At 44.4% G+C, this 14,924-nt stretch carries 13 protein-coding genes and 1 other annotated feature; of the genes, 1 reads left to right on the forward strand and 12 read right to left on the reverse strand.

The annotated features are described in order from the left end of the window. Positions 1-9: 9 nt before the first annotated feature. From rpoB to D7Y06_RS07715, 9 genes are all read right to left on the reverse strand, one after another. Positions 10-3,870, reverse strand: coding sequence for a DNA-directed RNA polymerase subunit beta (rpoB, locus tag D7Y06_RS07675; RefSeq protein WP_120407223.1), 3,861 nt, complete (start codon positions 3,868-3,870; stop codon positions 10-12). Between the two features lie 315 nt (positions 3,871-4,185). After that, entirely contained in the window at positions 4,186-4,560 is a 375-nt protein-coding gene (gene rplL / locus D7Y06_RS07680; RefSeq protein WP_120407224.1) for a 50S ribosomal protein L7/L12, read from the reverse strand. Between the two features lie 148 nt (positions 4,561-4,708). Continuing rightward, positions 4,709-5,230 (reverse strand): 50S ribosomal protein L10, encoded by a 522-nt coding sequence (gene rplJ, locus D7Y06_RS07685; RefSeq protein ID WP_120407275.1) that lies wholly within the window; start codon positions 5,228-5,230, stop codon positions 4,709-4,711. Between the two features lie 63 nt (positions 5,231-5,293). Then, positions 5,294-5,430: a sequence feature (ribosomal protein L10 leader region), on the reverse strand. Positions 5,431-5,464: 34 nt separating this feature from the next. Beyond that, complete coding sequence (gene rplA / locus D7Y06_RS07690; protein WP_120407225.1) at positions 5,465-6,160, reverse strand: 50S ribosomal protein L1; 696 nt, start codon at positions 6,158-6,160, stop codon at positions 5,465-5,467. A gap of 196 nt (positions 6,161-6,356) precedes the next feature. Beyond that, positions 6,357-6,782 carry a 50S ribosomal protein L11 gene (gene rplK, locus D7Y06_RS07695; protein WP_120407226.1) on the reverse strand — a complete coding sequence of 142 codons (426 nt, stop codon included), beginning with the start codon at positions 6,780-6,782 and terminating at the stop codon, positions 6,357-6,359. Positions 6,783-6,797: 15 nt separating this feature from the next. Then, on the reverse strand, positions 6,798-7,316 hold the full coding sequence (gene nusG, locus D7Y06_RS07700; protein WP_120407227.1) for a transcription termination/antitermination protein NusG: 519 nt from the start codon (positions 7,314-7,316) through the stop codon (positions 6,798-6,800). A 12-nt stretch (positions 7,317-7,328) separates the two neighbouring features. After that, positions 7,329-7,544: a preprotein translocase subunit SecE gene (gene secE / locus D7Y06_RS07705; RefSeq protein WP_120407228.1), complete on the reverse strand. Its 216-nt coding sequence runs from the start codon at positions 7,542-7,544 to the stop codon at positions 7,329-7,331. Positions 7,545-7,562: 18 nt separating this feature from the next. Then, positions 7,563-7,727, reverse strand: a complete 165-nt coding sequence (gene rpmG / locus D7Y06_RS07710) for a 50S ribosomal protein L33 (protein ID WP_330566410.1) — start codon at positions 7,725-7,727, stop codon at positions 7,563-7,565. Between the two features lie 240 nt (positions 7,728-7,967). After that, positions 7,968-8,738, reverse strand: coding sequence for a flagellin (locus D7Y06_RS07715; RefSeq protein ID WP_120407229.1), 771 nt, complete (start codon positions 8,736-8,738; stop codon positions 7,968-7,970). Between the two features lie 283 nt (positions 8,739-9,021). On the opposite strand from D7Y06_RS07715, the gene fliD reads away from it, so the two are divergent. Beyond that, the gene (gene fliD / locus D7Y06_RS07720; RefSeq protein ID WP_120407230.1) at positions 9,022-10,314 is read left to right on the forward strand and encodes a flagellar filament capping protein FliD; all 1,293 of its coding nucleotides are present in this window, start codon (positions 9,022-9,024) and stop codon (positions 10,312-10,314) included. 34 nt (positions 10,315-10,348) lie between these two features. Here fliD and D7Y06_RS07725 read toward each other — a convergent pair whose 3' ends face one another. Genes D7Y06_RS07725 through D7Y06_RS07735 form a run of 3 tightly spaced genes read right to left on the reverse strand, consistent with a single transcriptional unit; the run spans position 10,349 to position 14,905 of the window. Further along, positions 10,349-11,572, reverse strand: a complete 1,224-nt coding sequence (locus D7Y06_RS07725) for a glycosyltransferase family protein (protein WP_120407231.1) — start codon at positions 11,570-11,572, stop codon at positions 10,349-10,351. Then, complete coding sequence (locus D7Y06_RS07730) at positions 11,569-12,297, reverse strand: SWIM zinc finger family protein (protein WP_120407232.1); 729 nt, start codon at positions 12,295-12,297, stop codon at positions 11,569-11,571. The genes D7Y06_RS07725 and D7Y06_RS07730 overlap by 4 nt, the downstream gene beginning before the upstream one ends. Before the next feature lie 7 nt (positions 12,298-12,304). Then, complete coding sequence (locus tag D7Y06_RS07735; protein ID WP_120407233.1) at positions 12,305-14,905, reverse strand: DEAD/DEAH box helicase; 2,601 nt, start codon at positions 14,903-14,905, stop codon at positions 12,305-12,307. Between the last annotated feature and the right edge of the window lie 19 nt (positions 14,906-14,924).

The raw sequence follows: 14,924 nt of genomic DNA on the forward strand, positions 1-14,924 counted from the left end.
CCCTTCTATCTACAAATTTTCGTCGAGAACTTCATCCATGAACTCATCTTCATCGAAATCTTCCTCTTCATCGTCCTCTTCTTCAATATCCACCAGCTCTTCGCTGTCCGCATTAAACTCCTGCTTTGTGAATCCCATTTTTCCAAAGGACTCGCTGTCCTCAAAGGCAAAATCCTTATCCCCTGCAATAATGGAATTTAAATCTGTATTTCCGTATTCGCTGGTTTCAATCAGCTCAACTTCATTCCGCTCCTCGTCAAGGACTTTCACATCAAGCCCCAGGGACTGAAGCTCTTTTAAAAGCACTTTGAAGGACTCCGGAATACCCGGCTCCGGAATATTATCTCCCTTAATAATCGCCTCGTAAGTCTTTACACGGCCCACAACGTCATCGGATTTCACCGTCAGAATCTCCTGGAGGGTGTAGGATGCGCCATAAGCCTCCAGGGCCCAAACCTCCATCTCACCGAAACGCTGTCCGCCGAACTGGGCTTTTCCACCCAAGGGCTGCTGTGTTACCAGAGAATAAGGGCCAGTGGAACGGGCATGGATTTTATCGTCTACTAAGTGGTGGAGTTTCAGGTAATGCATATGTCCAATGGTTACAGGACTGTCAAAATACTCCCCTGTCCTTCCGTCTCTTAAGCGGACTTTTCCGTCCCTGGAAAGAGGAACGCCCTTCCACACACTGCGGTGCTCCCTGTTTTCAGACAAGTACGTGAGCACCTCCGGTAAAAGTTCCTGTTTATATTTTGCCTCAAAATCCTCCCACTCCATATTTACATAGTCGTTGGCAAGATCTAAGGTATCCATAATATCATTTTCCTTCGCCCCGTCAAACACAGGTGTCTCAATATTAAACCCAAGGGCTTTTGCTGCAAGGCTCAAATGAATCTCCAGCACCTGCCCGATATTCATACGGGAAGGCACACCCAATGGATTTAATACAATATCCAAAGGACGTCCGTTTGGCAGAAACGGCATATCTTCCACGGGAAGCACACGGGAAACCACACCCTTGTTTCCGTGACGGCCTGCCATTTTATCTCCCACGGAAATCTTTCTCTTCTGGGCAATATAAATGCGCACCGCCTGGTTTACCCCGGGGGATAACTCGTCACCGTTTTCCCTGGTAAACACTTTTGCATCCACAATAATTCCATACTCACCGTGGGGCACCTTTAGAGAAGTATCCCTTACTTCCCTTGCTTTTTCCCCAAAGATTGCACGTAAGAGCCGCTCCTCAGCGGTAAGCTCTGTCTCTCCCTTTGGCGTAACTTTTCCCACAAGAATATCTCCGGCCCGAACTTCCGCACCGATGCGGATAATTCCTCTTTCATCCAAATCTTTTAAGGCATCATCGCCCACGCCGGGCACATCCCTGGTAATCTCCTCCGGCCCTAACTTGGTATCCCTTGCCTCCGCCTCATATTCCTCAATATGAACGGATGTATATACGTCATCCTGCACCAGTCTCTCGCTGAGGAGAACAGCGTCCTCATAGTTGTAACCCTCCCAGGTCATAAAGCCAATCAGCGGATTTTTTCCAAGGGCAAGCTCGCCGTTTGAGGTGGAAGGGCCGTCGGCAATCACTTCCCCTGCTTCCACACGGTCCCCTTTAAACACAATGGGCCGCTGATTATAACAGTTAGACTGGTTACTTCTGGAAAACTTAGTCAAACGGTAAGATTCCCTTGTACCGTCGTCATTTCTCACAATAATCTCATTGGAAACAGCGCTCTCCACCGTACCGGATTTTTTTGCAACCACACAGACACCGGAGTCCACGGCAGCCTTTGTCTCCATACCGGTTCCCACAACAGGGGCCTCGGTAGTTAAAAGGGGCACAGCCTGACGCTGCATGTTGGATCCCATAAGAGCACGATTGGCATCGTCGTTCTGCAAAAAGGGAATCAGGGCAGTAGCCACGGAAAATACCATTTTAGGGGATACGTCCATATAATCAAACATGGTTTTCTCGTATTCCTGTGTCTCGTCCAGATAACGGCCGGACACAGAATTACGCACAAAATGTCCTTCTTCGTCCAATGCCTCATTTGCCTGGGCCACATGGTAATTATCCTCTTCGTCCGCTGTCATATATACAACTTCATCTGTAACCCTGGGATTTTTCGGGTCAGTTTTATCTATCTTACGGTATGGGGCTTCCACAAAACCATACTCGTTAATTCTGGCGTAACATGCCAGAGAGTTAATCAGGCCGATATTGGGTCCCTCAGGGGTCTCAATAGGACACATTCTTCCATAATGGGAATAGTGTACGTCCCGGACCTCAAAACCTGCACGGTCCCTGGAAAGTCCTCCAGGCCCCAGTGCGGAAAGACGTCTCTTGTGGGTCAGCTCCCCCAGAGGATTGTTCTGGTCCATAAACTGGGACAGCTGGGAAGAACCGAAAAATTCTTTTACCGCAGCAGTCACCGGTTTAATATTTATCAGGCTCTGAGGTGAAATTCCCTCCAAATCCTGGGTGGTCATACGCTCACGTACCACACGCTCCAGCCTGGAGAGACCAATTCTGTACTGGTTCTGCAAAAGCTCTCCCACAGCACGGATACGTCGGTTTCCCAAATGATCAATATCATCGTCATGTCCAAGGGCATATTCCAAATGCATGTTATAGTTAATGGATGCAAAAATATCATCCTTGGTAATATGCTTGGGAATCAAATCGGAAATATTTTTCCGAATTGCCTCTTTGATATCTTCTATATCGCTGTTTTCCTCTAAAATCTGGGCGAGAATAGGATAGTATACAAGCTCCGTCACGCCAACTTCCTTTGGCACCACATCCACAAAGTTGGTGATATCCACCATCATATTAGAGAGAACCTTAATATTTCTTGTCTCACCCTGAATCCAAACGTAGGGAACCGCCGCATTCTGAATGTTATCCGCCAGTTCTCTGGTAACTTCCGTCCCTTTTTCTCCGATAATTTCCCCTGTGGAAACATCCACCACGTCCTCAGCCAGCACATGGCCGGTGATACGGTTTCTCAGGGCAAGCTTTTTGTTAAATTTATAACGCCCCACCTTTGCCAAATCATATCTTCTGGGGTCAAAAAACATTGCAGAAATAAGGCTCTCCGCACTTTCCACAGTCAACGGCTCGCCTGGACGGATTTTCTTATATAATTCTAATAAACCTTCTTCATAATTTGTGGCAACGTCTTTGCCAAAGCTGGCAACAATCTTTGGCTCTTCGCCGAACAAATCCACAATCTCCTGATTACTTCCGATTCCAAGGGCACGAATCAGCACAGTAATCGGCACTTTTCTTGTCCTATCCACACGGACATAAAATACATCGTTGGAATCTGTCTCATACTCCAGCCATGCCCCCCGGTTGGGAATTACCGTACAGGAAAACAGCCTCTTTCCCACTTTATCATGGGAAATGGCATAGTAAATGCCAGGAGAACGAACCAACTGGCTTACAATAACACGCTCCGCGCCATTGATTACGAAAGTTCCTGTCTCAGTCATAAGAGGAAGATCGCCCATGAAGATTTCGTGTTCGTTGATTTCATCTGTCTCCTTGTTGTAAAGTCTTACTTTTACTTTCAAAGGTGCGGCATATGTTGCATCTCTTTCTTTACATTCCGGAATGGAATACTTTACATCATCCCTGCACAATGTAAAATCCACAAATTCCAAACTTAAATGGCCGCTGTAATCGGCGATGGGGGAAATATCTGCAAACACTTCTTTTAGACCTTCGTCTAAAAACCACTGATATGAGTCTTTTTGTACCTCAATCAGGTTTGGCATTCCCAGAACTTCTTTCTGCCGTGAATAACTCATACGCAAACCTCTTCCAGCCTGGACCGGACGTATTCTGTTTTTCTCCATTGACGTTTCACCTCTCATTATAATTTTCAGTACTTTTTCTGCAGTTTTGCACAAAAAAATACAGTAAGCCTATGTCAACACAATAGTGCATCTTATATAATAGCACAGCTTGCTTTTATTCGTCAATAAAAACTTTTACTACTTTTCTGCTGTAAACAATACGGTTATCGAACAGCGAATCTCTCTTTCTCTGCCCGCTATGGGAACATACCGTGAAACGGCTCATTTCCATATGCACTCCTGTACAGAAAAAGCCCCGGATTCATTTGCCAAAATCCGGGGTCTTTTTCCGCTCTAAAAAATTAGAAAGCAGGATTATTTTAATGTAACTTTAGCGCCTTCAGCCTCAAGTTTAGCCTTGATATCATCAGCAGTTGCCTTGTCAGCAGCCTCTTTTAATACCTTCGGAGCGCTGTCAACTAAGTCTTTTGCTTCTTTTAAGCCTAAGCCGGTAGCTTCACGTACCACTTTGATAACCTTAACCTTGTTAGGTCCAACTTCTGTCAGCTCTACGTCAAACTCAGTCTTCTCCTCTGCTGCGCCTGCATCGCCGCCTGCTGCTGCAACTACAACGCCTGCTGCTGCAGATACACCAAACTCTTCTTCACATGCTTTTACTAAATCGTTTAATTCCAATACGCTTAACTCTTTGATAGCGTCAATAAATTCTGCTGTTGTTAATTTAGCCATTATTATTTACCTCCATTAATTTGTTTAATTTTTGTTTACTAAAGGATATTCTGTTCGCTAAGTTCAAGCTGCGCTTTCGGCTTGCTCTCACTAATCTCACAGAACGGCTTCGCAACACGCTCTGTCTTCGCCTGCGGCTTGCCAGTCGCTAGTTGCTTTCAGCCTCAGCGGGTGCAGCCTCTCCTGCGCCGCCCTTTTCTGCAATCTGATTAAGCACACGCGCCAGATTGGTAATGGGTGACTGGATGCTTCCAAGGAACTTGGAGAGCAATTCTTCTCTGGAAGGAACTGCTGCAATTGCTTTCATTCCATCTGCGTCATAGAATGTCCCTTCAATCACACCTGCTTTGATTTCCAAAGCGGGAGCCGTCTTTGCAAACTTAGCCAAAATTCTTGCGGGAGCTGTCGCATCTTCTTTGGAGATTGCGATTGCGCTGGGTCCTGCCAAAATAGGAGCCAGGCTCTCAAAATCAGTTCCCTTAAATGCAAAGTTCATCATGGTATTTTTATAAACCTTGTAAGAAATACCAGCTTCCCTGAGCTCTTTCCGCAGCTGGGTATCTTCTGCAACGGTAAGGCCGCGGTAGTCCACAACAACAACGGACTGAGCGTCTTTAATGCTCTCAGAAATCTCCTGAACGATAGGCTGTTTCATTTCTACTTTTGCCACGTTTTGTACCTCCTTTATTATTTTAGTGGGACAGGGAAATACCCTGCATAACATAAGGCCGTATCCACAAGATAAAAGCCCCCTTGTCCAAAGACAAAGGGGCAGAATTTCATTTAAAATAAATTCCATCATCTCCTCGGCAGGCTCATAAGATTACGCCTTTCGGCGCCTGCTGTCTTCGGCAATATGCTTTATTACAATAACACAATTTATTTGGGATGTCAATAACAAAACTTACTGAGTAACTTTTACAACATTTACTTTCACACCAGGTCCCATGGTGGGAGCAAGGCTGATGCTCTTAATATACTGTCCTTTTAAGCTGCTGGGTTTCGCTTTGTTTACGGCATCCATAAGGGTCTGGAAGTTGTCCGCTAACTGTTCCTCGGTAAAGGATGCTTTTCCAATTGGCACATGGATAATATTGCTCTTATCCAATCTGTACTCAATCTTACCGGCTTTGATATCAGCGATTGCCTTCGCAACGTCCATGGTAACTGTACCTGCCTTGGGGTTTGGCATTAAGCCTTTTGGTCCAAGTACACGTCCCAAACGTCCCACAACACCCATCATGTCAGGTGTGGCAACTACCACGTCAAAGTCAAGCCAGCCATCGTTCTGAATTTTCGGAATCAATTCCTCTCCACCGACGAAATCTGCGCCTGCTGCCTGTGCCTCGTCTAACTTAGTTCCCTTTGCAAAAACTAAGACCCGGACACTCTTTCCTGTTCCGTGGGGGAGCACAACTGCTCCACGAATCTGCTGCTCTGCGTGACGTCCGTCACAACCGGTTCTGATATGAGCTTCGATTGTCTCATCAAATTTCGCAACTGCTGCCTTTTTTGCCAGTGACACAGCCTCTTTCGGATCATAAGCATTTGCTCTGTCAATGGCTTTTGCAGCCTCTAAATATCTCTTTCCTCTTTTCATTCTAAAAAACCTCCTGTGGTAATATCGGGGGAGAAACTCCCTTCCACTAAATAATGTTTCAATTTGCTAAGGTAGTTCTTTTCGCTAAGTTCAAGCTGCGCCTGCGGCTTGCTTTCACTAATCTCACAGAACGGCCCCGCAACACGCTCTGTCTTCGCCTGCGGTTCGCCAATCGCTGGTTGCTTTCGGCCTCGGCCTACTCCTCAACAGTAACGCCCATAGATCTTGCAGTACCTGCAATCATGCTCATAGCCGCCTCTAAAGAAGCTGCGTTTAAGTCGGGCATTTTAAGTTCCGCAATCTCCTGTAATTTTGCCTTGGAAATAGTAGCAACTTTTGTCTTGTTCGGCACTGCTGAACCGGACTTAATGTTGCAAGCTTTTTTAATTAAAACAGGAGCAGGGGGAGTTTTGGTTACAAAACTGAAACTTCTGTCCGCATAAACCGTAATCACGACGGGGATAATTAAATCACCCTGATCTGCGGTTCTTGCATTGAACTGCTTTGTAAACTCAACAATATTTACACCGTGCTGTCCTAATGCAGGTCCCACTGGGGGAGCAGGTGTTGCCTTTCCAGCAGGAATCTGTAATTTGATATATCCTTCCACTTTCTTTGCCATTTGGAATTAACCTCCTTAGTTCATTTTCTTCACTTCTGCGAAACTTATCTCTACCGGCGTTTCGCGGCCGAACAATTCTACATTGATGGTGACAATCTGTTTTCCGTGGTTCATGGTCTGAATCACGCCGATGGTATCTTTCCATACCCCTCCGGTGACAACCACTGTATCCCCTTCCGCAAAATCCACCTCAACGTTTTCTTTTTTGATTCCCAGGGGCATCATCTCTTCCTCTGTAAGGGGCACAGGCTTTGAGCCGGGCCCTACGAATCCGGTAACGCCTCTTGTATTCCTGACCACATACCATGTGTCATCATTCATAATCATATTGATAAGGACATAGCCAGGAAACATTTTTTTGGAAACTTGCTTTTTCGCACCGTTTTTCATCTCAAAAACATCCTGCATTGGAACTCTGACCTCTAATATCTGATCCTCCAAATGCCTGTTTTCAATTGTCTTGTCAATGTTCGCTTTTACCTTATTCTCGTAGCCGGAATAAGTGTGAACAACATACCAGTGTGCTTTTTCCATAAAACGCCTCCATTAAAAATGTAAGTTTACCAGGAAATCAACGCCATATTGGATGAGTGCATCCATAATGGCAATCATCAGGCCAACCACCACTGAAACAGCTACAACGGCCACGGTCTGACGTCCAAGATCTTCTTTTGTGGGCCAAATAATTTTCTTAAATTCAGCCTTTAAGCCTTCCATCCAGCTCGTTTTGGGAGCTTTTTCAACATTTGCGTTTTCTGCCATATAAAACTCCTTTACAAACTATTTTGTTTCCTTGTGCAAAGTATGAGTTCTGCAGAATCTGCAATACTTCTTTGTTTCCATTCTGTCCGGATGAGCTTTTTTGTCTTTTGTCGTGTTGTAATTACGCTGTTTGCATTCCGTACATGCCAATGTTATCCTTGTGCGCACAACTTCCACCTCCATAATTTCGTGCAATTTTTCCCTCTGTAAAAGGGAGTGTTTCTTATCCCTAAAATTAGGCATAAAAAAAAGACCTACTTCCAAGCTGTTCTACTATAGCACAAACTTTTCCGCAAGTCAACTCTTTTCTTAAAAGCAGGCAAATGAAAGGTTCATCCAGACATTACAGAAGGTACGGCCACACACAGGCCATCTCCCACCCCCGCACAAAATGCAAGGGGCAGAAATTCTGCCCCCTATCTCTTATAATCTGGTAAATAACTGATTCATCCTGCCGTTTTCATCTTCCATCTTTTTTCTCTGCATCATAATGCTGTACTGAAAAAGCACCTCTTTCTTTTTCTGCTCTGTAACAGCTTTTCCAAAATCCAAATCCTCTATACGGCTCTGGGATGCCGTTGTGTTAAAGGCAGTGTAGCTGTTATTGTTCATAGCATAATCCAGACGATTGGAAAGAGCGCCCATTTCGCCTCTGGAAGTGCTTACCATCTCAATTGCATTGTCAATCGTGTCAAGGCTGAAATCCTTTGTAACATCAAAATCTGCAATTCCAAGCTTCTCCAAAGTGGACACCGGCATATTGACTTCCATGCCGCCTCCGTCTGCATTGATGGCTGCATGCCAAGGATTCTGTGAACCATCCAGGAGATTTTTCGTATTAAACTGAGTCTGGCTTGCCGTGTCTGAAATGTGCTGCTTCAACTGATCGATTTCTGACTGGATAGCCGCTTTATCACTGTCTGTATATAAACCGTTGGAAGCCTGTAACCCCAGCTCCCGTATCCTCTGCAGACTGTCTGATATAGAGCCTAAAGCCCCATCTGCGATTTTTGTCATATCCTGGAATGTCGCTGCATTATCCGTTGCCTTATTCAGGCTGTTGCTCTGGCTTAAGAGCTTCTGGGCAATGGCTAATCCAGCCGCATCATCCGCTGCCGTATTAATTTTCTTACCGCTGCTCATCTGCTGGTATGAGCGGTACATATTTTGATTTGATATAGAAGAAATCCTCATAATCTGCCTCCTCCCTATAATTTTACACCTTATTTTAACATAACTATAACACGCCCTTTGATTTTACACAAGGGATTTTTTGCCAAAAATAATAAAAAAATTTTTATGATTTTTTACAAAACACTATAAATTAATTTATGATTTTATACGATATAAAAGTATAGGGATTGAAAAAATACGTGCATTTTGTCACCTTTTCAATGAAAAATCATATAATGTAAATGGATTTATAATTTTACCCCGCGCTTAGGCGTAATTTCATGGAAGAAAGGAGGGGTTTTCTATGGCTACCATCGATAATGCCTATCAATACTACTTAAATACCTATGGACATACTGCTGTTTCGCGTTATGATACCCATAAGAAAAGCGAGCTGCGCAGCGTCTATACCCGTATGCTTAAAGTGAACAAAGATTCCCCCCTCTATAAGATAAAACGTTCGGAGGATGTTCCAAGATTTCTCATTGACATCAAGGAAAATGCCCGGCACATTAAAAACGTTGTGGCATCACTGTCTGATGGGGAAGGGCTTGAGAACTCTTTCCAGAAAAAAGTTGCGGTCTCCTCGGATGACGGCATTGTAACTGCGTCTTATGTAGGCGGATCTTCCGATGACAGCGCTTTGCAGAATTTTGATTTGGAAGTGCGTCAGCTTGCAGCTCCCCAGACAAACCTGGGAAATTTTTTGAAAGACCAGGCTTTGGACATTCCGCCCGGAGACTATTCTTTCAATTTATTTACCACTGCTAATTCCTATGAATTTCAGTATACGGTAAAAAAGGATGACAACAATTTATCCGTATTAAATAAACTTTCCCGGCTCATTAACAATTCCAGGATTGAACTTTCCGCAGAGGTGATTTCGGATGAAAGCGGACAAAGCGCCTTAAAGATTGCTTCCAAACAGACCGGAATAAGAGATGAGGAAGACCATCTTTTTGACATCAGCCCTACCACCTCTTCCGGCTCCATTCAAGCCATGGATATTTTAGGTTTTAACCAAGTCAGTACGCCTGCAGTTAATTCAAGTTTCCTGATTAATGGTAAAGAGCATTCTTCCTATGCAAATACATTTACCATTAACAATATGTTTGAGTTGACCTTAAAGGGCATAAGCCCGGATAATGCTCCTGCCAAAATAGGTTTTAAGACCAGCATTGACGCTGTGGCAGATAATATCCAGGAACTTGTGGATGCCTACAACGGGTTTATCCAGACTGGTGAACGGTATTCCACCAATCAGCTTGGAAATCAGCTGCTCCACGATTTAAAAGATGTTTCCCGCTCTTATGTAAACGATTTGGAGTCCGTGGGATTGCTTATTGGGGAAACCGGGGCAATTTCCATTGACCGGGATTTATTGTCCGATGCACTGGAAACCGATAAGCCGGCAGAAACGTTTTCCGTATTAAATGCATTTAAAAATTCACTGTTAATTAAAGCGGATAATGCTTCTATTAATCCAATTAAATATATTGATAAAACGATTGTGACGTACAAGCGGCCGGGATTTAATTTTATTTCCCCCTATTCATCCTCTCTTTATGCAGGACTGATGCTTGATCATTATTGTTAAAGCAAAAAGAATCCTTTTAAATAAGGATTCTTTTTTATATGTACTTATCCAGAAGATATCTTCCCCTCTGCGCCCAGGTATGATTTTTCTTTGCATATGCATACCCCTGCTGTGCCAATTCCTCCAGATACATTTTATTTTCCAGTAAATTCCCTACCTTTTCCGGCAGTTCCCCCATCCTTGTAAGATAGAAGGGCTCTAAAAAAGGATACCCTGCGTTTGACAATTCTTCTTCCAGGTACGCTGACATATCCGTAACTACGGCAGCCTTTGCCAGCATACCGTTTATAATTCTGTCATGTATGCCGTTTTTATACCATGTCATTGTATTAAGCACAATTTTGCTGTGGTTCATCAGCTCTAAAACCTGAGGGGCCAAAACTTTTCCCCCGTACAAAAGATTGGGATTATCCGCCCAATCGCACTGATCCCATCCTCCCCCAAACACAGCCACCTGTATTCCTGCTTCCACTAAAAGCCGCACCGACTGCTCCCGGTAGAAGGATGTGGCATAGGAATCAATAAAACGCAGCTCTGTAATCCAGTAATTCAATTCTTCCTCTGAATAATCTTTTCCGGTGGAAGAAAAATAAGATTCAATGGCACTCTCCGTAGTTTTATTGGGATGGTTAATCAAATCTGACAATACTTCCTGGGTCAGGGCAAAGGCATCAAATTCTTTTATCTCACCTAAATCCGGCACAAGCCCTTCCGCCACGTATTTGGACAAACCGCCTGCATAGAGCACATCAATAGAACGCTCCCCCATTGCGGGGTGGAATCCTTCTTCTTTTGTGCAAAGATAACAGCTTCCCGGGCTGGCATGGTCTGATAAATCTGCCTCCATCCCGGCATGGGGCATATAATCTACCGTTTTTAATCCGGGATAAAAACGCTTTATAAAATCTACATGATTTCTGTCAGTGCAAAACACCACGGAATTTTCCGGTGCATGTCTCAAGGGATTTGCATAGTGAAAGGGATGATCCATAAGAATATTAATATAAGGAATCCCCTTTTCATCCCAAATATTTGTTCCCTCTGAAAATGACAGATTATAGCCAATATTATTAAATGTCACCAGGGCATCCACATGTTCATCCCTCAAAATCCTTTTCAGGCTTGGCATAAACTTAGCTTTTTCCCGAGTATCTAAAACATGGCAGGTGCACCCCATTTCCCTAAATGACTGGGATAATGCCGCTATGAACAAATCTATGGTATCGTAAATGCCCTGTATAAAAAGAATGGTTTTCATAATTCTACCCCAAATAATGCTGTATAATCTACGGTTTCCATAATTCGTTCACTCTTCCGTTCTGCATTCTGAAGCATCTTTTCTACTTTATTCTCCAATGCCACATCCACGAACCGGCTTACATCAATTCCCCGGAGTTCAAAAAACAGCAGTGGATTTTCATCAAATCTGGCTCCTATCCCATAAAGCACTGCCGCCACATGTTTGCACATTAATGCCCAGTCCGGACAGCTGCACTGGAAACTAATTTCTTTTGGCAGGGGAAACAAACCGTTCTTTTCTACAAACAGGCTCTTTAAATCTTCCGGGAAACCTCCGTTTATAAGCATTTCCAGATTTTCAATTTTATGGCCACATTTTTCCAGTATATTCTGGCACCGCTCCTCCGAAATCGGGCTGATTCTGATTTCCACCTTGTAAGGCGCCTTCCGCCGTCCCTGCACCCTGGCCAGGACTTTTCCTTTTTTTATAACCAGGTCAATCACCGCCCCGGTTCTGACATAACGTTTCCCCCGGTCCAGACGGCTTTCGTAATCTGCATAGCGCTCCAGATTTTCACACCATGCCTCCCCCCACCAGGTTTTTGCAATCTTTTTTCCCGAAATCACCACCGGTTGGTTTTCTTTCCCCCGTTTTATATCCTTTTTCATACTCTCACTGGCATTTTTCTTTAACTTTGCCTCCGTGGGCTGTTCATATGTCTGGATTTCCCAATACTGGCTCATATTTTCCTTATACCTCCAACCGCATTATAGACAACAGTTCCTCGTTGCCCATCTCTGTAAGCCATTTTTCCCCGCCTGAACCAATCACATTTTCCGCCAGTTCTTTTTTAGAAGAAATCATGGCGTCGATTTTTTCCTCAACGGTTTTCTCACAAATCATTTTGTGTACAAATACATTTTTCTTCTGGCCGATGCGAAACGCCCGGTCTGTCGCCTGGTTTTCCACCGCCGGATTCCACCATCGGTCAAAATGGATGACATGGTTAGCTTTTGTCAGGTTTAACCCTGTCCCTCCGGCTTTTACAGATAAAACCATGTAAGGCACATATTCTTCTCCATTGAATTTCTCAACCATCTGGCCTCTTTTACGAACTGAAGTTTCTCCGTTTAACACCAGCCCTTCCCTGCCGAATATCCCGGCAAGGAATTTGGATATGGGTTCTGTCATTTCTTTAAACTGTGTAAATACCAGCACCCGTTCCCTTTTATCATAGATGGTTTCGCAGATTTCCCTAAGCATAATAAACTTGCCACTTTCCTTTTCCGAAAAATCCCCGTTTCCCAGATACTGGGAAGGATGGTTGCAAATCTGCTTTAGATGCATGAGTGTGGCAAAAACCAGCCCCCTGCGCTGCATTCCGTCCAGCGTTTTCAGCTTTTCTGCTGTCTCCGCAACTACTTTCCGGTACAAAACCACCTGCTTTTTGCTGAGTCCCACGTATGCATTTGTTTCCACCTTTTCCGGCAAATCGGAGATAATCTTTTTATCTGTCTTAATCCTCCGCAGCATAAAAGGAGCAATCATCGCCTTTAAATGTGCATATTCCTCCGGTTGCTCCGTCAACTGCCTGGCATAAAGCGCAAACTCCTGGGCTGTTCCCAAAAGCCCCTTATTTAAAAAGTCAAACAGTGACCAGAGATTGGCCAGTTCATTTTCTATGGGCGTACCCGTCATAGCAATTCGCATTTTGGCGGGAATTTTTTTGATGGTGCGGGTCTGTTTTGTCAGAGGATTTTTTATCGCCTGGGCTTCGTCCAAAATCAGGCAATCCCACTCTGTCTGCTGCAGTTCCGGGATCCGCACACTCATGCCGTAGGTTGTCACCGTAAGATATGACTGATTTTCCAACACTTCCTGCCCCAGCTTTGCCGTAGGTTTCCCGTGGAGAATCCTCACCTCCATCCCAGGCACAAATTTTTCCGCTTCTTTTTTCCAGTTTCCAAGGAGCGATGCCGGGACAATTAAAAGAATCCTTTTCTTACTGCCTCCTTTTTCTTTCCGTATTTTTTCTAAAAATGTCAAAACCTGCAGTGTCTTTCCCAGCCCCATGTCATCTGCCAGGCAGGCTCCAAATCCCAGTTGGTACATAGTATAAAGCCAGGTGTAACCGATTTGCTGATAAGGTCTGAGTTTTGCATTTACTTCCGCCGGAACTCTTGCTTTTTTGATTAATTCCGGTTTCTTTAACTTCTGCAAAAAATCCGCAAGCCATTTCCCGTTGGAAATCAAAGGTCCCACATCCGGATTTTCTTTCTGCTCTTTTAAAACCCCATCTCCCCTTAATGCCTCAAGAAGCGTAATTTCCCCCTGGCTTTCTTCCATTTCCGAAAGAAGGCGGTTTAAGCGGTCATGATCCACTTCCACCCATTTTCCCTTCAAAAATGCCAGACCCTCTGTCTGGGATAAAAGATAGCGGATGTCTTCCCCTGTCAGTGGGACACCGTCTACGGTGAGGGATGGTTTCAGGCTTATAATCGTGTCAAAACCCAAAAAAGAAGGACTCTCCTCTCCCATATTTACCGTCATATTTAGGGATGATGCCTTTTTTCTCCACCAGTTTGGAATCCTGCATAAAATTCCTGTCTCCTCTATAGACGGAATATCTTTTAAGAGCCGGTATGCTTCCTCTGCCGTAAGCCGCAGGGGATGAAACATTTCTCCATTCTCAGTACTTTTAGCGACAAACTCTGAAACCTCCGCCGCCCGGTTTAAACAGGAGAGAAGCGCTAATAATTTTTCCCGCTCCGCCTTGTACTCCGTTAAGGCATAAGAAAGGGGCATATGGCGTATACTCCCGTCTTCGCACTTTGTGGCATAGGTTGCCAGAAAAGCAAAGGGGAACTCCTCCTCCTTATTTTCCACAAGATGGAAAAATATCCGCTCCGGCACATGAAGATTCTGGCTCCTCTCCGCCAAATACATGGAAACCGTTCCCTGATAAATACGAATCTCTTTTTGAAAAATTTTCTGCAGCTTACGGAACGCATGCTCCGCCCAGGACTTGTCTATATATTCCGCCCCAAGGGCATAGGGAATGGAATTTTTCAGCCGCTGCCAGGTGTCCTCACTAAGTTCTGCCCTGGTTTGTTCCCTTGACACTTCAAGATCCGGCTGGCTGGTAAGTTCTTTAAAAAAAGCATCCGCAACCATATATAAAAAAGTCATGGCATGATCGCTGTTCTCACACCTTCCCCTAAGTCCCAGCTGATACCATGCCTGATACTTATCTTTCAAAAACTCCAGATACCACTGCCGCAGATCCTCCGGCAACTTTTCATCCTTTCCGAATTCCAGATAAAAATCATCCTGTGTAAATATAAAGCCCATGTCACGCTCTCCTTTTGCG

The organism is Roseburia sp. 1XD42-69, from assembly GCF_003612565.1.
GTDB lineage: Bacteria > Bacillota > Clostridia > Lachnospirales > Lachnospiraceae > Roseburia_B.

Bases quoted from the DNA above. Each gene is read 5' to 3' on its own strand.
- rpmG (WP_330566410.1), bottom strand. From the start codon at position 7,727: ATGGAGGTGGAAGTTGTGCGCACAAGGATAACATTGGCATGTACGGAA.
- D7Y06_RS07735 (WP_120407233.1), bottom strand. From the start codon at position 14,905: ATGGGCTTTATATTTACACAGGATGATTTTTATCTGGAATTCGGAAAG.
- rplK (WP_120407226.1), bottom strand. From the start codon at position 6,782: ATGGCAAAGAAAGTGGAAGGATATATCAAATTACAGATTCCTGCTGGA.
- fliD (WP_120407230.1), top strand. From the start codon at position 9,022: ATGGCTACCATCGATAATGCCTATCAATACTACTTAAATACCTATGGA.
- D7Y06_RS07715 (WP_120407229.1), bottom strand. From the start codon at position 8,738: ATGAGGATTTCTTCTATATCAAATCAAAATATGTACCGCTCATACCAG.
- D7Y06_RS07725 (WP_120407231.1), bottom strand. From the start codon at position 11,572: ATGAAAACCATTCTTTTTATACAGGGCATTTACGATACCATAGATTTG.
- rplA (WP_120407225.1), bottom strand. From the start codon at position 6,160: ATGAAAAGAGGAAAGAGATATTTAGAGGCTGCAAAAGCCATTGACAGA.
- secE (WP_120407228.1), bottom strand. From the start codon at position 7,544: ATGGCAGAAAACGCAAATGTTGAAAAAGCTCCCAAAACGAGCTGGATG.
- rplL (WP_120407224.1), bottom strand. From the start codon at position 4,560: ATGGCTAAATTAACAACAGCAGAATTTATTGACGCTATCAAAGAGTTA.
- rpoB (WP_120407223.1), bottom strand. From the start codon at position 3,870: ATGGAGAAAAACAGAATACGTCCGGTCCAGGCTGGAAGAGGTTTGCGT.
- nusG (WP_120407227.1), bottom strand. From the start codon at position 7,316: ATGGAAAAAGCACACTGGTATGTTGTTCACACTTATTCCGGCTACGAG.
- D7Y06_RS07730 (WP_120407232.1), bottom strand. From the start codon at position 12,297: ATGAGCCAGTATTGGGAAATCCAGACATATGAACAGCCCACGGAGGCA.